The sequence below is a fragment of the Polaromonas eurypsychrophila genome (assembly GCF_014641715.1).
GTDB classification, from domain to species: domain Bacteria; phylum Pseudomonadota; class Gammaproteobacteria; order Burkholderiales; family Burkholderiaceae_C; genus Polaromonas; species Polaromonas eurypsychrophila.
The window spans coordinates 88,109-105,000 of sequence record NZ_BMIG01000008.1 but is presented as its reverse complement, the minus strand read 5'-3'; the positions used below and the strand labels follow the sequence as shown (position 1 = coordinate 105,000).

Annotated in this window: 11 protein-coding genes and 2 rRNA genes (1 of these 13 cut by a window edge); 9 read left to right on the top strand and 4 right to left on the bottom strand. The window is 56.8% G+C overall.

All coding sequences use genetic code 11. From position 1 onward, the window contains the following. Positions 1 to 1,735 (top strand): 23S ribosomal RNA (locus IEX16_RS12335); it begins 1,146 nt to the left of the window's first position. A gap of 145 nt (positions 1,736 to 1,880) precedes the next feature. Then, positions 1,881 to 1,993: ribosomal RNA gene (gene rrf / locus IEX16_RS12330) — 5S ribosomal RNA — on the top strand. Positions 1,994 to 2,152: 159 nt separating this feature from the next. On the opposite strand, the gene IEX16_RS12325 is transcribed toward rrf, so the two are convergent. From IEX16_RS12325 to IEX16_RS12315, 3 genes are read right to left on the bottom strand one after another with little or no spacing between them, the layout of a single operon-like run. Continuing rightward, positions 2,153 to 3,073: an MBL fold metallo-hydrolase gene (locus IEX16_RS12325; RefSeq protein WP_188708790.1), complete on the bottom strand. Its 921-nt coding sequence runs from the start codon at positions 3,071 to 3,073 to the stop codon at positions 2,153 to 2,155. Positions 3,074 to 3,093: 20 nt separating this feature from the next. After that, on the bottom strand, positions 3,094 to 4,779 hold the full coding sequence (locus IEX16_RS12320; protein WP_188708789.1) for an AMP-binding protein: 1,686 nt from the start codon (positions 4,777 to 4,779) through the stop codon (positions 3,094 to 3,096). A 59-nt stretch (positions 4,780 to 4,838) separates the two neighbouring features. After that, positions 4,839 to 5,540 (bottom strand): DUF8198 family protein, encoded by a 702-nt coding sequence (locus tag IEX16_RS12315; protein ID WP_229676318.1) that lies wholly within the window; start codon positions 5,538 to 5,540, stop codon positions 4,839 to 4,841. A 101-nt stretch (positions 5,541 to 5,641) separates the two neighbouring features. Here IEX16_RS12315 and IEX16_RS12310 point away from each other — a divergent pair, with 101 nt between their 5' ends. From IEX16_RS12310 to IEX16_RS12280, 7 genes are all read left to right on the top strand, one after another. Next, a complete protein-coding gene (locus IEX16_RS12310; protein ID WP_188708787.1) occupies positions 5,642 to 6,148 on the top strand; it encodes a hypothetical protein in 507 nt (168 codons plus the stop codon). 16 nt (positions 6,149 to 6,164) lie between these two features. After that, on the top strand, positions 6,165 to 7,790 hold the full coding sequence (locus tag IEX16_RS12305) for a GMC family oxidoreductase (protein ID WP_188708786.1): 1,626 nt from the start codon (positions 6,165 to 6,167) through the stop codon (positions 7,788 to 7,790). A 9-nt stretch (positions 7,791 to 7,799) separates the two neighbouring features. Continuing rightward, positions 7,800 to 8,699, top strand: a complete 900-nt coding sequence (locus IEX16_RS12300) for an esterase/lipase family protein (RefSeq protein ID WP_188708785.1) — start codon at positions 7,800 to 7,802, stop codon at positions 8,697 to 8,699. Between the two features lie 103 nt (positions 8,700 to 8,802). Then, positions 8,803 to 9,924: a response regulator gene (locus IEX16_RS12295; RefSeq protein WP_188708784.1), complete on the top strand. Its 1,122-nt coding sequence runs from the start codon at positions 8,803 to 8,805 to the stop codon at positions 9,922 to 9,924. Positions 9,925 to 9,971: 47 nt separating this feature from the next. Further along, complete coding sequence (locus IEX16_RS12290) at positions 9,972 to 13,391, top strand: response regulator (RefSeq protein ID WP_188708783.1); 3,420 nt, start codon at positions 9,972 to 9,974, stop codon at positions 13,389 to 13,391. 200 nt (positions 13,392 to 13,591) lie between these two features. Then, complete coding sequence (locus IEX16_RS12285; RefSeq protein WP_188708782.1) at positions 13,592 to 14,251, top strand: helix-turn-helix transcriptional regulator; 660 nt, start codon at positions 13,592 to 13,594, stop codon at positions 14,249 to 14,251. Positions 14,252 to 14,317: 66 nt separating this feature from the next. Further along, positions 14,318 to 14,977, top strand: a complete 660-nt coding sequence (locus IEX16_RS12280; RefSeq protein ID WP_188708781.1) for a Crp/Fnr family transcriptional regulator — start codon at positions 14,318 to 14,320, stop codon at positions 14,975 to 14,977. A 13-nt stretch (positions 14,978 to 14,990) separates the two neighbouring features. On the opposite strand, the gene IEX16_RS12275 is transcribed toward IEX16_RS12280, so the two are convergent. Next, positions 14,991 to 16,889, bottom strand: coding sequence for a S8/S53 family peptidase (locus IEX16_RS12275; protein ID WP_188708780.1), 1,899 nt, complete (start codon positions 16,887 to 16,889; stop codon positions 14,991 to 14,993). Positions 16,890 to 16,892: the final 3 nt, after the last annotated feature.

Here is a 16,892-nt window from a genome sequence, read left to right as displayed (position 1 = left end):
AAGCTGCGGATGTGCAATTTATTGCACGTGGTAGGAGAGCGTTCTGTAGGCCTGTGAAGGTGGCGGTGTAAACCCTGCTGGAGGTATCAGAAGTGCGAATGCTGACATGAGTAGCGTTAAAGGGGGTGAAAAGCCCCCTCGCCGTAAGCGCAAGGTTTTCTACGCAACGTTCATCGGCGTAGAGTGAGTCGGCCCCTAAGGCGAGGCAGAGATGCGTAGCTGATGGGAAACAGGTCAATATTCCTGTACCGATGTGTAGTGCGATGTGGGGACGGAGAAGGTTAACTCAGCCAACTGTTGGATATGTTGGTTCAAGCCTGTAGTCGTGCCTGGTAGGTAAATCCGCCGGGCTTAGATGAGGGGTGATAACGAGTCTGCTTGCAGACGAAGTGAGTGATACCCTGCTTCCAGGAAAAGCCACTAAGCTTCAGCTACACACGACCGTACCGCAAACCGACACTGGTGCGCGAGATGAGTATTCTAAGGCGCTTGAGAGAACTCAGGAGAAGGAACTCGGCAAATTGACACCGTAACTTCGGAAGAAGGTGTGCCTTTAGTAGGTGAACCATTTACTTGGGGAGCCCAATGAGGCTGCAAAAAATCGGTGGCTGCAACTGTTTATTAAAAACACAGCACTCTGCTAAGACGAAAGTCGACGTATAGGGTGTGACGCCTGCCCGGTGCTGGAAGATTAAATGATGGGGTGCAAGCTCTTGATTGAAGTCCCAGTAAACGGCGGCCGTAACTATAACGGTCCTAAGGTAGCGAAATTCCTTGTCGGGTAAGTTCCGACCTGCACGAATGGCGTAATGATGGCCACACTGTCTCCTCCTGAGACTCAGCGAAGTTGAAATGTTTGTGATGATGCAATCTCCCCGCGGAAAGACGGAAAGACCCCATGAACCTTTACTGTAGCTTTGTATTGGACTTTGAACAGATCTGTGTAGGATAGGTGGGAGGCTTTGAAGCCGGGACGCTAGTCTCGGTGGAGCCAACGTTGAAATACCACCCTGGTGTGTTTGAGGTTCTAACCTAGGTCCATTATCTGGATCGGGGACAGTGCATGGTAGGCAGTTTGACTGGGGCGGTCTCCTCCCAAAGTGTAACGGAGGAGTTCGAAGGTACGCTAGTTACGGTCGGACATCGTGATAATAGTGCAATGGCATAAGCGTGCTTAACTGCGAGACTGACAAGTCGAGCAGATGCGAAAGCAGGACATAGTGATCCGGTGGTTCTGTATGGAAGGGCCATCGCTCAACGGATAAAAGGTACTCTGGGGATAACAGGCTGATACCGCCCAAGAGTTCATATCGACGGCGGTGTTTGGCACCTCGATGTCGGCTCATCTCATCCTGGGGCTGTAGCCGGTCCCAAGGGTATGGCTGTTCGCCATTTAAAGAGGTACGTGAGCTGGGTTTAAAACGTCGTGAGACAGTTTGGTCCCTATCTTCCGTGGGCGCTGCAGATTTGAGGAAGCCTGCTCCTAGTACGAGAGGACCGGAGTGGACGAACCTCTGGTGTACCGGTTGTCACGCCAGTGGCATTGCCGGGTAGCTAAGTTCGGAAGAGATAACCGCTGAAAGCATCTAAGCGGGAAACTCGTTTCAAGATTAGATCTGCCGGGGCCTTGAGCCCCCTAAAGAGTCGTTCAAGACCAGGACGTTGATAGGTCAGGTGTGGAAGCGCAGTAATGCGTTAAGCTAACTGATACTAATTGCTCGTGCGACTTGACCCTATAACTTTGATTAGATTCAAGGTTGTTATGCCCAAGTGACGCATTCAAAATACTGTGCTCGCAAGAGCGCAAGACATTAAATAAAAGCTGATTTACTCTATAAATTCGATGGGTTGTCGTTGTGACAGCCGATCAAAAAGTTATGCCTGATGACCATAGCAAGTTGGTACCACTCCTTCCCATCCCGAACAGGACAGTGAAACGACTTAGCGCCGATGATAGTGCGGATTCCCGTGTGAAAGTAGGACATCGTCAGGCTCTTACAGCAAGAAACGCCCAGTTGATTCAATCAACTGGGCGTTTTCTTTTGGGCGAAAGAAATGCACGGTGATTTGGGCGTCATGTCTGCCAAGTTTCGAACGCTTGACCGTGGTGATTTGGATGTTTAAAAAAAACGGCGCCTATGTCATCCTCTGATCATGCGTTAAGAATCAGATCTCCATCCCGGCGGGCCACGGCAGAGCGCTCCAGTTCGGCGGTTAGTTGGGCGACCCAATCTTCAAATGGAATAGATGCAAAAAACGCCTCGCGTATTTGCTGGAAGTAGCTGGTACGCCTCGCCCACTCGAGGAAGTCCACGAACAGAAGTTTCTGCTGTTCAAGCAGCTTGAATTTAAGCAGTACTTTGGCCGCATGATGCGCATGCCGACTCGGATTGTTGACAAAAGCATTCAAACGTTGACGCGCAGATGCCAGCACTTGGGGGCGGTAGCCAAACACTGGGCCATGGCCGGGTATAACCGTGCGCGGAGCCAAGTTCTCGATCAGGTCAAATGTTGCCGCGACTTCGTCAAAAGCATTACTTCCCTCGAGCTCGGGAAAGACTACGCCAAAACCACTTTCCCACAAAGCGTCGGCCGAAATCAGGGTACGGGACTGTGGTTCAAAGAGAATGACCGAATCAGGATCATGGCCTGGTGCGGCATGAATTTGCCAAAGTTTGTCGGCGAGTTCGATTTCGCAGCCTGGCGTTATTACGCCGGTGAATTGATACTGGGGGCATAACTGCCCGGTAGGAACATACGTGAGCGCGCTGGGATCCCAAGGCGAAACAAGATGCGCCTGCCCGGGCGGAATCAGCGTTTGAAGCCCAGGGTACACGGCCTGAAGAGCAGAATTACCTCCGCAGTGGTCGCTGTGCAAGTGGGTATTGAGAAGGGTGTCGAGACTGCGCCCTTGCAATGCGACTTCGACAAGATCGACAGTTTGTTCGGCATGCGTCGCATACCCGCTGTCTACGATAGCGCTGGATTCAGTGCCCCGGAATAAAATATTGTTGGATGACAGCCATCCACGTTCAAAAACCAGCAAACCTGCCGGCAGTCGCTCGCCAGTCATGGCTGTCGCTTGTCGATCCATCAAGCCGTGGAGCGCAATTCACGCCTGAGGATCTTGCCGACATTTGTTTTAGGCAAATCATCACGAAATTCGATATATTTCGGGCGTTTGTAACCAGTCAAATTTTGTTTGCAGTATTCGCCCACAGCTTCTTCAGTCAGTGTTGGATCGTTCTTCACGACAAAAACCTTGATCGCCTCACCTTGCTTTTCATCAGCGATACCAATGGCCGCACATTCCACAACGCCTGGACATAATGAAATGACATTCTCCAGTTCATTGGGAAATACGTTGAATCCGGAAACAATGATCATGTCCTTCTTACGATCGACGATTTTGGTATATCCCTTGTCATCCATGATTCCAATGTCGCCCGTACGCATGAAGCCATCGGGCGTGAATGCCTTCTCGTTTTCTGCGGGTTGTCGATAATATCCCGTCATGACCTGTGGCCCGCGGATGCAGATTTCCCCATGATCGCCCAAAGGTAGCGAATGCCCATCATCGTCCTTGATCGCGATGTCTATTCCCGGCAAGGGTAATCCAATCGTACCAGTGAACTCCCGATTCAGCACCGGATTGTTGGTGCCGATTGCGCAGGTCTCGCTCATGCCCCAGCCTTCGATCATGGGGCTACCGGTCACTTCCAGCCAATGCCTCGCCGTGCCCTCGGATGCCGCCATGCCGCCTGCCTGCGAGACGCAGAGGCTGGAAAAGTCCACTGACCTGATCTGAGGGTGCAGCAGCAGGGCATTGAAGAGGGTATTTACAGCCGGCAGCATATGAAAGGGTCGCTTTTTCAGAACTTTGATGAACTGGCCGAAGTCGCGCGGGTTCGGGATCAGGGTGAGGTGGGAGCCCCAGCGGATGGCCAGCAGGCACAGCGTCAGCGCGAAGATGTGATAAAGAGGCAAAGCGGCGATGCCATTGGTCTTGCTGACATCACCGATATGGCGCATGGCTGGCGTGAACCAGGCTTCTGCCTGCAGAACGGCTGCAACAATATTTCGGTGTGTCAGCACGGCGCCTTTGGACAAACCGGTGGTGCCGCCGGTGTACTGCAAAAAAGCTATGGAATCCAGATTAGTCTGAGACGGCTTGAGGGCTTTGCCCATCCCCTCAGCTATCACGCGCTTGAAGGGCGTGACGGTGCGCCCGTTGGTCAGTGGCAATTGATAGGCAGGGACCATTTTGGCCAGATGACGTACCGCAAATGTGATCCATTGCCCGTACCAGAAGCCCAGCAAATCACCCATGGACGCAACCACCACACGTCTGATCGAGGTCCTGTCGATGATTTCTTCAAGGGTTGTTGAGAAATTTTCGAGAATGACGATGGTTGTCGCGCCTGAGTCCTTGAGCTGGTGTTCCAGCTCACGAGCTGTGTAGAGCGGATTGACGTTGACGCAGGTGTAGCCAGCGCGCAGGATGCCGGCCATGGTGACAGCAAACTGCGGAATGTTGGGCAGCATAATGGCCACCCGGGCGCCGGGCTCCAGCCCCTGGGCCTGCAGCCATACCCCCATCGCGGAGGACAAATCATCAAGTTCTCCATATGACATCCAGCGATCCATGCAGACTGAAAACGGTCGCGATGCATTCTTCCTGAATGAGTCCTCCAGCAACTGGTTCAGTGAGCGAAACTGCTCCGGGTCAACGCTATGCGGAACACCCTCGGGATAACTCTTGAGCCAAAACTTGTCCATGAAAACTCCTTATGCCCCATTGTGAAAGCATGCTGAGTGCTGGCGTATGGGGCTTGTCCCTAATCCACGTCTGCGCTGGCAAGGAGTTGAAGCAATTTCGTCTCGCAGGTGACAGCATCCTCGTCAAACAAGATGGCAATCCAGTCTGATTCGCGCCATTTGATCAGCGTCAAAAATTCTGAAGCGCCTCTCATGCTGCCGAAAGCGTCGAAACCGCTCTCTAGAAAACCCTGCAATGAACTCAGGCCAGCCGCAGCAGCGGGTCCGCGCATCATTTTCAGCAGACTGCGCAGGCCACGCATGCTTGTCAGGCGATTCAGCTCACGCCCCAGTTGCAGCACAACCTCCACCTGGCGAAGCCTTGCAGGTCGGTCGGCGACCGCCCGCCAGCATTGAATATAGCGGACATGCGCACTGCCTGTGGGGGCCGCCAACCATTGCCGGGCCATCAGGTCGTCGAGCTGTTCTGTCAGCGCATGCACTTCAGCCAGTGCGGCCGCCGTTTCGACAACCGCTTGCGGAAAGAGGCGGGCAATGGTGCTGGCGATACGGGCGAACTGCTGATCGCGCTGTGCATAGTCCTGCTCGCCATACAGCTCATGCAGAAAAAACCCTGCGGCGCCCTTGTAACGAAGGTTGTGCAAAAGGTCGGAATAGGTGGCCTTGACGCGCTGTGCCTGAAAACGCTTGACCTCCAGGCAGGCCTGTTCGAGTAAGGGCTGGCCCGCCCGGCTCGCGCGCAGCAGTGAAACAGCCTGCATGGCTTCACGAATGCGGGATGCGGCAGGGTCCATATAAACACGGAGTTTATCTAGGTGCTGCCCTCTATGGAAATTCGAGGAGCGCGTGCGAAACTTGTCCGATGCAAAGAAGAACCTTGTTCAAGCTGGGCGTCGCCTCAGCGGCGGTGTTCGCCCTGGGCGGAGGCGTTGCTGCGCTGATGCAAGCCGGACTACGAAATGGCAAGTTGGATGAGGCCGGCCGCGAGGTCTTTCGGGCGGTCGGCCGCGCGGTGCTGCAGGGAAGCCTGCCGGCCGACGATGCTGCCAGGCAGGTCGCCCTTGATGATCTGCTTGGGCGGATCGACGAACTGACCTTGGCATTGCCAACCCATGCGCAGGAAGAACTGTCGCAGTTGTTGTCTTTGTTGGCGAGCGCGCCCGGGCGGCACCTGATGGCCGGTTTGAGTCAGGCGTGGCCAGTGGCTTCCGATGCGGATATTCAACTTGCGCTACAGGGCATGCGGCTTTCAGCTTTGGCGTTGCGGCAGCAGGCCTATGCGGCGCTGCATGACATCACGACCGCTGCTTACTTTACGGACGAATCAACCTGGCCGCAGCTTGGTTATCCTGGCCCGCCGAAACTCTAAAAATATTGAAAACTGCATGAGTCAATTACAAGACCCGATCCGCGACGGCCTTCAGCGCGGCTGGAAAGTCTTCGGAGGTGCCTTGGGCCCGGCGCCGGAAAAAATCGTCTGTGATGTGGCCATCGTCGGCTCTGGCGCCGGCGCCGGCATTACCGCCGAATTGCTCACCAGGGCTGGCCTGCACGTGGTGGTGATTGAAGAAGGCCCGCTCAAAAGCAGCAGCGATTTCAACCAAAAGGAATCCGAGGCTTATCCGCAGCTCTATCAAGAAAGTGCGGCGCGCAAAACCGAAGACAAGGCGATCAATATTTTGCAGGGGCGCTGCGTGGGCGGCTCCACCACAGTCAACTGGACCAGTTCCTTTCGGACCCCGGCACCCACGCTCAACTTTTGGAAGACCCATTTCGATCTGCCCGATTACAGCGTGGATGCACTTGCCCCCTATTTTGAGCAGGCCGAAAGACGGCTGAATATCCTGCCCTGGCTGACGCCGCCAAACGAAAACAATGACTTGCTGCGGCGCGGTGCGGCCAAGCTCAATATTCAGGCAGCGGCGATTTCGCGCAATGTCAAAGGTTGTTGGAATCTGGGGTCCTGCGGACTCGGTTGTCCAACCAATGCCAAGCAATCAATGCTGGTGACCACCATTCCGGCGGCGCTTGACCTGGGGGCTCAGTTGCTGACTGAAATGTGGGTAGAAAAGTTTGAATTGGCCAATGGCAAGGTGTCAGCTCTGTATTGCCAAAGTGTGATGCCAAATGGGGCTCTAGCCCATATCGGGCGGGCGAAAGTAGCTACCAAAATAATAGCAAAACACTATGTGTTGGCAGGCGGCGCCATTAACTCTCCAGCAGTGCTTTTGCGCTCGGGTGCACCCGATCCGCACGGTGTGCTGGGCGCCCGGACTTTTCTTCATCCGGTGGTGATGAGTTCGGCAGTGTTTTCGCAGAAAGTGGAAGCCTGGAACGGCGCGCCGCAAACCATCTACACCGATCATTTTCTGGACACGCACGCGATTGATGGACCGATTGGTTACAAGCTTGAAGCGCCGCCACTGCATCCGGTAATTTTTGCATCGACCGTTCCGGGCATGGGCCGAAGCCAGCGCGACCTGCTCAAGACTTTCCCTCACAATCACACCCTGCTTGCGTTGCTGCGCGACGGTTTTCATGAGAAATCGCCTGGCGGACAGGTCAAGCTGCGTGGTGATGGGTCGGCCGTGCTGGCCTATCCGCTCACGGATTTTGTGATGGACGGTGCGCGCCGCGCCCTGCTGTCGATGATGGAAATCCAGTTCGCCGCTGGCGCGCGCCAAGTCTTGCCACTGCATGAAATGGCAGAACCCTACACCACATGGCGCCAGGCCCGCGATGCTGTCAACGCCTTGCCCATGAAACCTATGTTGACCAAGGTGGTGAGCGCGCATGTCATGGGTGGATGTGGCCTGGCTGGCCAAGAAAAGACAGGGGTGGTCCGTCCTGACGGAGTGCATTGGCAACTTGAAAATTTGTCGATTCACGACGGCTCTGTTTTTCCGACCAGCATAGGTGCCAATCCCCAGTTATCGATTTACGGCGTCGTTAACAGGCTGGCGCAGGGATTGGCCAAAAAACTGACCGGGCGAGAGCTTGTGTTGGCTTAAGTCTGGCTCATGCTGGCACGTCTTCAACGGCTAATCACTTGCACCCTGCTGGCTGCCGCAGTTGCGTGGTTGGTTTTTTTCTGGAACATTTCCACGGTGCTGGCATTCGCCGGTTTTGCCGCCTTGATCTTTGGCTACTCCGGGTTTCTTGCAATCGAATTTCTCGCTTTGCGATTCGTCAATCGCGATGACCCGGTTCCGCAGCCGTCCTGGACAGAACTCACGAAGGCCTGGCTCGGCGAAACATTGGCGGCACCCCAAGTGTTTTGTTGGCGGCAACCTTTTCGCTCTTCCATGTTTCCAGACCAGTTGTCAGAGCAATCCGTGGTCCGAGGGCGCCGTGGAGTGGTGTTCATTCATGGATTTTTTTGTAATCGCGGCTTTTGGGCGCCGTGGCTGAAACGCCTTCAGGGAAGCGGTCACGCCTACGTGGCGGTCAATCTGGAGCCGCCGTTTGCCTCTATCGACGACTATGCCCCGCTCATCGAAGCCGCCGTCCGGCAGGTGTCGGAAGCTTCCGGCCGACCCCCGCTGCTGGTGTGCCACAGCATGGGCGGTCTGGCTGCCCGGGCTTGGCTCAAGTGCATGAAGGCGGAGGATCGCGTTCACCATGTGGTGACCTTGGGAACACCGCATCGCGGGACTTGGTTGGCCCGTTTCAGCCAAGTTGCCAACGGACGCCAGATGCAGTTATCAGGTCAGTGGCATCAGGCGCTTGACGTGGGCATGCCTTCGCATCGGCACGCCTTGTTTACCTGCTGGTATTCGAACTGCGACAACATTGTGTTTCCAAGCGCCACCGCCACTTTGCCTGGGGCCAATAATCGACTGGTTCAAGGCGCTGCACACGTCCAGCTGGCTTTTTTGCCACAGGTGATGGATGAAGTCCTGGCGCTGAAGGATGATTGATTCAAGGAAAAGTACGCATTGGTACCAGTCGGTTTTGTTGATCGGTAACAAATTGTGTATGCTGGCGTAGCTCCCTGTTTGGGGTATCCGCTTGGAATAAATAATGCCTTTGATTGTGTTGATGGAAGACGATGCTGCCACGCGTACCCTGGTTGCGTCGGTGCTCAGGAAAGATGGTTACGAAGTTTTGTCGGCCGACAACGGCGTGTCCGGGCTAGAGTTGGTGCGGCAAAACAAGCCTGATCTGGTGATCAGCGATGTCCAGATGCCGCTGATGGATGGCTTTGCGATGTTGCAGGCTTTGCGCGCGGACCCGGCGATCATGACCATCCCGGTGATTTTGCTGACCTCGTTGCAGGAACGCGCTCACATGCGCATCGGCATGACCAGTGGCGCGGACGACTACATTACCAAGCCTTTCCGCCCCGGCGAGCTGCGCGAAGCGGCTGCTGCCCAGCTCAACAAGCGCGAGATGCAGGCCGCCCTTCAAACCATGGCGGTGGAGGCGGCGGTTCAAGCGGCCCTGGTGGACCAGAAACACCATCTCTCCCGCCTCTATGAGGAAAAACTGGCCTCTGAGTTGAGCGATAAATGGCCTGCAGCCGACGCGGCGAGTGAGGACGAAAAATTCTCCAATGCCAGCGTCCTTTTTGTCGATGTGCTCAATTACGCGGGGCTCGCCGAAAAACTGTCCAGCACAGAACTCAGCGATGTCGTGCGCCAGTTTTACAACAACGCTGGAGATACCGTTCATTTGTTCGGTGCACGCCACATGCAGTTCGTGGGCGAAGGTTTGCTGGTTGTATTTGTCGACAGCACAGACACGTCCTCCGTCAATCATGGACTGCGTGCCGCCCGTGCCGCCTTGGGGCTGGTGGATGCGGCCAAGCGCGTGCAGAAGTTTCTCAACAGCCAGTTCCCCGCGTATGGACTTCCTCGCTTCGATGTCAGCGTGGCATTGAACAGTGGGCCCGTCGCGCTGGCCAAGCTCGAAGATCCGCTGCATGGCGGCATACATGTTCTGCCGGTAGGCGACACCGTCAGCGTTACCTTGCTGCTGCAGAAACAGGCCAGCAAGGCCGGCTGGAAAATTGCTGCAAGCGTTGCCATGCTGCGCGGCGTGACCGGCGCGGTAAATACAGGCGCGCGTGCGCTCATTTCATTGCCTGGCCGCACGGCAGCGCTTGACGCCGCCGAGTTGCTGGGTCTGGCGTTGCAGACCTGACGTCGCCCCCGAGCGGACGAACAAACAAAGCCCCCCAACCTGGTCGCATGCCCCAAAAAACGCTTTCATTGCGCCGCACTCTGGTCGTAAGCCTTCTGTTATTTGCGCTGGTGCCGGCCGGGCTGGTGGCTGGGCTTATGGCGCGTAGCAGTGCCCAGGCAGTACAGGACCTGGCGGGAGAAATTCTTTTTAATGTGGCGGCAAAGATCCAAGCTGGTACACAGGCGCACCTGGCTCAGGCACACAATGTCCTGAACGGACTTTTTACCGAGCGCTTGAATGCGTCGCAAACCGAACAGGCGCGGGACTGGTTGCGTCATGGCGCCGCTTTCGAGTCCATTGCTTTTGCATTGACCCGGCAATCCCCGGATGTTCCGCACCTGTATTTTGGCAACAGTCGCGGCGAGTATTTCTCTGTCGAAAGCTCGGGCGGCGCAGCGACGGTCCACCTGCGCGGACCCAACGATACGGCGATGCAGGCTTTTTCGACCCGGCGGCCCGGTGACAGGACGAGGCCGCTGACAGTTGCACAGCCAGGTTTCGAGCCGCGTACCCGCAACTGGTATCAGGGTGCCCTGATTGCCAAGGGGCGCGTTTTTTCTCTCATCCAGGCGGTTCCGGGAAAACCGCAGCTGCTGGTTACCTTGTCGCAGCCCGTGTACGACACGGATGAAGGTGCGGCGGGTGTGTTCGGCGTGGACCTGCACCTGCAACAACTGTCCAACCTGCTGCAAACGCAAAGCATCAGCGCACGGGGCGCTGCATTTATTGTCGATGAGTCTGGCATGCTGGTCGCCGGCTCAGCGGGCGATGCCCTGTTGCAGGACCAGTCAGGCCAGCAGATCCGGCGCAGCCCCGAAAACAGTGCCAATCCGGTCATCCGTGAAAGCTTTGCGGCGCTGCAGCTTGAGCGCGCCCGCAAGCGCGAGGATTCGGTGGCCAGCACCGCCACGCTGCAGAGGCTGACCATGCAGGGCGATACCTTGATTATGGTGCAGCGGCCGTTTGGCGAGTCGCTGGGTTTGCGCTGGACCCTGGTGGTTGCGGCGCCTGAAAGCGATTTCACGGCCGACATTGACCGCGCCTGGAAATTGTCCCTGGGGCTGATCGGTGGCTTGGTTCTTATGGGGGCACTGGCCGCGCTGTATGTGGCGAACCGCATTGGCCGCCGGTTGCGCCGCCTGAGCGTGGCAGCGCAACAACTGGGTCGCGGCGAGGTGCCGCGCATCGACAGGCGCACCCATTTGCGGGAGGTAATGGAGCTTTCTCAGGTCATGCACGACAGCGCAGAGCAGTTGCGGACTTACCGGATGGAGGTGCAAGCCAAGACCCGTGCCATCGAAGAGGCCAACGAAATGCTGGAGCAGCGTGTCGCCCAGCGCACTGTTGATTTGCTGGCCTCGCGCGAGGAGGCCTTGCAGGCGGCCAGGGCCAAGGCTTCGTTTCTGGCGACCATGAGCCATGAAATCCGCACGCCTCTCAATGGCGTGGTGGGGATGAGCACCCTGCTGGCCGAAACCTCGCTTGATGATGAGCAGATCGATTATCTCCAGACCATCCGATTGTCGAGTGATCAATTGCTGGCGGTCATCAACGACATCCTGGACTTCTCAAAAATTGAATCGGGAAAGCTTGACCTGGAATCTGAACCCCTGAGTCTGCGCAGCGCCATCGAAGAGGCCTGCGATATGGTGGCTCCGCGGGCCCGCGAAAAAAATCTTGAGTTGATAGTCGATGTACCCGAAACGGCAGGTCCTGGCTTTCCAGAGCTGCCAGTGGCCATCGCTGGAGACATCACACGTATCCGGCAGGTGTTGATCAACCTCATCAGCAATGCCGTCAAGTTCACTGAAAAGGGCGAGGTGGCAGTCAGCGTTCGGCGGCTGCCCAATCCCATGGATGCAGCACGCGTGCTGCTTGAATTTCGTGTGACTGACTCTGGCATAGGCATACCGCCAGGCCGGGTCGATGCGCTGTTTCAGGCGTTTACCCAAGTCGATGCTTCGACCACCCGAAAGTATGGAGGAACCGGTTTGGGGTTGGCCATCTGCAAGCGCCTGGTCGAGTTGATGGACGGCGAGATAGGCGTGGATAGCCTGCCTGGCAAAGGTTCGACGTTCTGGTTTACCATCCGGGCGCCGTCAGCGACATTGCCCGCCGTCCTTGGCGCGGTGGATGCCACTGCCCTGTATGGCAAGCAGGTCCTGGTCGTTGATGACCACCTGACCAACGTGCGCGTCCTGACGCGACAACTTCAGATGTGGGGCATGCAGGTCAGCAGCGCCGAATCCGCGGCGCAGGCCTTGCTAGTCCTTGCGGAGGAAAAATCTGCGCGGCCCGACATCATCATTACCGACATGCATATGCCTGAAATGGATGGTGTGACGCTGGCGCGAGTTATCAAGGCAAAGGCGGGCCTGGCAGATGTGCCGCTGATGCTGCTCACTTCAGGCTTCATGCCACCTGGTCACGAGGCGGCACAGTTGTTTAAAGCACGCTTGCTCAAGCCCGTGCGTCAAAAGCAGCTGTTCGACGCGCTGGCTCGCTGTTTGTCGATCGATGGGAGCGAGAAGCATCCGGCCGAGCTCAAAGCCAGCGCCGCAACGGCAATTGCGAAAAACATGACCTTGCTGGTGGTTGACGACAATTCCGTCAACCTCAAGGTTGCCTGCGCGATGTTGGCTAAATTGGGGTATCAGGCCGAAACCGCCCTTGACGGTAGGGAGGCCGTGCAGGCTGTGGCACGTGCGCATGGTGCAGGTTGGCGTTTTGGCGCGGTTTTGATGGATGTGAACATGCCGCGCATGAATGGCTTTCAGGCGACACAACAGATTCAAGCCATGATGGGTCAAAAAGCCCCACCGATTCTTGCCTTGACGGCAGCCGCATCACCCCAAGATCGCGCCCGTTGTGCTGCCGCCGGCATGGACGACTACTTGACCAAGCCCTTGCATGTGGCCGCGTTGGCGCACGCGCTCGAGCGCTGGTTGCCCAGAATGGCCTCGGCCGCCGAGGGCTCTGGCAAACCGGTCAAGCCGGGTCCCGCGCGCGCTCAGGCAGCCGGCCCCGCTTCGCACGCCATGCCGCAGCTGGAAAGACGCCAAGCGGCTTTTGGACCGGAAGTGAAGTTGATGGACTTCGAGCGCCTGGCGCAGTTCAAGGAGTTTGATGACGACAACTTGAGCATGACCCGTGAGGTGATTGGCTTGTTTGTTGCCGACGCTTCCCAGCGGCTCAAGGCCATCGACCAGAGCATTCGTGCCGATGATCCTGTTGCGCTGGCTTGGGCGGCACATGCGCTCATGGGCGCGACCAGCAATGTAGGCGCTGTGGCGATGCAGACTGTTTGTGTTGAACTTGAGCTTGAGGCAAAAAAAGGCCGAGTGCCCCTCAACGCTGCGCAGCAATTCGACAGACTTCAGGCGTATTGGGAGAAAACCAAGGTCATCTTGAGTACTTGGGTTTGAGTTCGCCAGCCCGGCTTGCTCACAAGTGGCGGATCGGTACTAATGTCAGTGTGCACACGCTAACTATTCAGAATCGCCTGCCGTGTCCACTCGCCCATATTTGTGAAATTGTTCACACATATGACGAGGCATATTCACTATCCAGATTGGGAAAGGGTTCATACGCTTAACAAACTGTAACGGTCACAAGGCGCGTGAAGATGACTACCCTGTTGAATGCCGGATTTGCGGACCGGGCTCCGCTTGTTGCCGCTCCCGAACTATCTGATTCGAGCGCAGATGAACTCCGTGTCTTGCTCGATGTTCTGGCGCATGGCGTTATCGTGGTGGGGGGACGCGGCCAGCTTATTCATGCCAACCAGGCAGCCCGGGTCGAACTCAACCGCTGCAGAGTACTCGGAAAGGTCGGCGATGAAGTCCATGCCATCAAATCGACAGATGATAAAACCTTGCAAATGGCCTTGATCAAGGCGGCGGGTGGAAAGCGCAGCTTGGTTAACTTAAGCGGCGGCGGCCTGAGCCTGATGCTGGCGGTGGTTCCGCTCAAGCCTGAAATTGGCGCAAGGGAAACCCGTATTGCGCTGTTTTTTTCGCGGGCTGAGGTGTGTGAATCCGGAATGTTCGGATTTTTCGCCCGCAGTTATGGGTTGACCCAAACTGAAGAGCAGGTGTTGATCATCTTGTGCCGGGGGCTGAGTACGCCGGAGATTGCCCTTCAAATGAAGGTCGCAGTGTCCACGGTGCGCAGTCATGTGCGCAGTCTTTGCGCGAAAACAGGCTCCAGCGGGGTACGCGAATTGGTGAACAGGGTTGCCGCTTTGCCCCCGGTTGCACCCCTACACTTGGTACAAATCCACTAAAAATTCCTAGCGAGGGGCGCTGACGCCCACACTGGCGACACGCCACGTGCTAGATTACGGCTCATCATGAGCACGTCAACCCCTACTGCTGAAGACCTGTACACATCGCTGGTTCCCGAATTGCGGTCGCTGGCGCACCGTGGCGTGCAGCGTACCTACCGAAAAAATGCAGTCTTGATCAACGAAGGTGAGTCTGGCGACAGCCTCTTTGTGCTTCTCAAGGGAAGTGTCAAGGTGTTCGCGATGGACGAAAGTGGACGTGAAATCACCTATGGCACCGTCCACGCTGGTGACTATTTCGGTGAAATGTCCCTCGACGGCGGCCCCCGGTCTGCCTCTGTGATGACGTTGGAACCCTGCACTTGCGCCGTGTTGAGCCGCACTGACGTGAGCGAGCACCTGGTCGAGGAGCCCGAATTTGCCATCAATTTGGTGGTTCAGGTGATCCGTCGTGCCCGAGCCGCGACGGAAACCGCGCGAAACATGGCCTTGCTCGATGTTTACGGCCGGCTGGTGGCCTTGCTGGAAGAGCGTCGTGAAGGCGCTACCGAGGGCGAGGGAAGCAGCGCGACGCTGGAATCCATCACCCACCAGGACATCGCCAACCGTGTGGGAGCCTCGCGCGAGATGGTCAGTCGGCTGCTCAAAGACCTCGAAAAAGGCGGCTATATCGAGCTGGGTATCCGGCGTATTACGCTGCTTAAGAAACTGCCGAGCCGCTGGTAGCGGCCCGGTGGTTTTATAGCGCGTTAAATATCTTTCGGGTTATCTGCGGCGCAGCGTCGCTGGTGCCAACCAGGCGCGCTACGCCACCGCTTCGCGTACCCGCAGCCTTGAGTCCAAGCAGTATGGGGTTCTCGTCGCTGTAAGCCTGGGTGTCAGGCACCTTCACTACACCTGGCCTCTCCGGTCGGCTGGCATCTGGGTCCGGCTTGCGAGGTGAATACTTCGCCCACATGGGGCCTTCCACTCGAATACCCCCCACCGATATCGTTTTAGTCCCGGTTGCAATGCTGTTGAAATTGCCGCTGCGGCGAATGGGTGACGAATTGTTTGGGTGGTCAATAAATGAGCCAGGGTTGCCGCTGGTGTCATACCACTGGTCTTCAAAGTGAGACTGACGCGCACCTGTTTTGACTCCAATGATCTCGTCATCACGCTCCACATACGCATCTACCGTGACTTTCCCCGGTTGGGTGTTGGTTATTTTGACTTCCCAGACCCCGCTAGGCGCGGTGGCAACGGACTTCTTAAAGCCGAATGTGGGTGCGACTGCAAGCAGCGCACAAGTTCCGTTGGTACCCGTCGCCACGGATTTGGGATAAATCATTGCGCACAGAGGTTTGCCGCTGCTCGTGTTCCAGGTCCCTGACTTGCCCCAGGCCAAAGCAGGCAGGCTAGCCTGGCCCGGCGGAGTAAGTTGCACTTCAATGCCTTGCGCACCAAGCGGGAGCCAGAGCTCAAGGTAATTCTGACTTGAATCGCCAGGTTGCCCCCGCCAATTGAGGGTAAATTTCTCCCCTTTTGACAGCGTTTGATTCGCGTGCGTGCGGCTCTGGTAGTTGTTGCTGACAGGCAGAACAATTTGCAGGCGCCCAGTTTTCAGGGTAATCAGTTGGTCCATCGCCGCCTCTAACACCGAGCTTCCGTCATGCGGTCCTGCAAGCGTGCCCCAGCTCAGGTTGACAGCTACTTTTGCGTTGGATGCGCATCGCGAAAGGATGTACATGAGGCCGTCCATGATGTGGACGTTCATCGATCCGCCTGATGTGTCCACCACCGTGTCCCAGTCCAATTGCACCGCAACAATGTCGCAGCTACTCGCGTCGTCATCAGCTAATGCCCAGGTGGGTGGCGCGTTTAGGGCGGGTGGGACGCCCGCGATTTGGGCCAACACGGTGCGCGGGCCACAAGCGATGTCCAGCACATGGGTGCCATGGTTTAGTCGCTTGTTCAACTCCATACCCATTTTGAACTGGTCGTACACCGCAGTTTCGTCGACCAACCCACCGAAGGTATTTTGCTGCATCGCCTGGTTGATATCAGCCGCGGTTAACTCATGGCCATAGCCCAGGTCTGCCGGCGCAGGGCCTGTGCCTTGTTCGTCCTGGTGCCAGAAATACCGGGTTCGAGCTTTACCGTTGCGCAAGAAATTGGCATTGGCAAAAGCCAGGCCGCCGTCAATCAAACCCACTACCTTGCCCTGAAGCAGCGTGTGCGGCGCCGAGGGGCCGGGCACAACTGGCGCATGCGGGTCATCCGCGTGATGGTCTGCGGATAAACCAAGTTCAAACCGTTGCACGAGCGCATGCAAGCTCCCACCAACCCGGATGTGTTTGAAGAATGCTGGCCTGACCCGCGCTGTGCAGTAGCTTAGCCCCGCGGGCGCGGCAGGGGAGGTGTACACCGGCGGTACATGGAACCACTTGGGTGATGCGGCTGCTTTCAATTGCGCCACGCTGACGCCTGGCTTAAGCTCGATCAGCAGCGGCAGCCACTTCGGAGGTTTGTCCAGGCCATAGCCGGCGAAGTTGTCTGCCTCAGCCCAGATCAGATAGGGATCAAAGCCGGATGTCGCGCCCGGCTTCGCCCAGTCAATTCCCGTGAAACTGCCTTTGGGTAGTGGAGTCCAATACATGGC

Coding starts and splice junctions, on each gene's coding strand:
- IEX16_RS12300 (WP_188708785.1), top strand. CDS start 7,800: ATGCTGGCACGTCTTCAACGGCTAATCACTTGCACCCTGCTGGCTGCC.
- IEX16_RS12325 (WP_188708790.1), bottom strand. CDS start 3,073: ATGACTGGCGAGCGACTGCCGGCAGGTTTGCTGGTTTTTGAACGTGGA.
- IEX16_RS12320 (WP_188708789.1), bottom strand. CDS start 4,779: ATGGACAAGTTTTGGCTCAAGAGTTATCCCGAGGGTGTTCCGCATAGC.
- IEX16_RS12295 (WP_188708784.1), top strand. CDS start 8,803: ATGCCTTTGATTGTGTTGATGGAAGACGATGCTGCCACGCGTACCCTG.
- IEX16_RS12310 (WP_188708787.1), top strand. CDS start 5,642: ATGCAAAGAAGAACCTTGTTCAAGCTGGGCGTCGCCTCAGCGGCGGTG.
- IEX16_RS12315 (WP_229676318.1), bottom strand. CDS start 5,540: ATGCAGGCTGTTTCACTGCTGCGCGCGAGCCGGGCGGGCCAGCCCTTA.
- IEX16_RS12305 (WP_188708786.1), top strand. CDS start 6,165: ATGAGTCAATTACAAGACCCGATCCGCGACGGCCTTCAGCGCGGCTGG.
- IEX16_RS12290 (WP_188708783.1), top strand. CDS start 9,972: ATGCCCCAAAAAACGCTTTCATTGCGCCGCACTCTGGTCGTAAGCCTT.
- IEX16_RS12280 (WP_188708781.1), top strand. CDS start 14,318: ATGAGCACGTCAACCCCTACTGCTGAAGACCTGTACACATCGCTGGTT.
- IEX16_RS12275 (WP_188708780.1), bottom strand. CDS start 16,889: ATGTATTGGACTCCACTACCCAAAGGCAGTTTCACGGGAATTGACTGG.
- IEX16_RS12285 (WP_188708782.1), top strand. CDS start 13,592: ATGACTACCCTGTTGAATGCCGGATTTGCGGACCGGGCTCCGCTTGTT.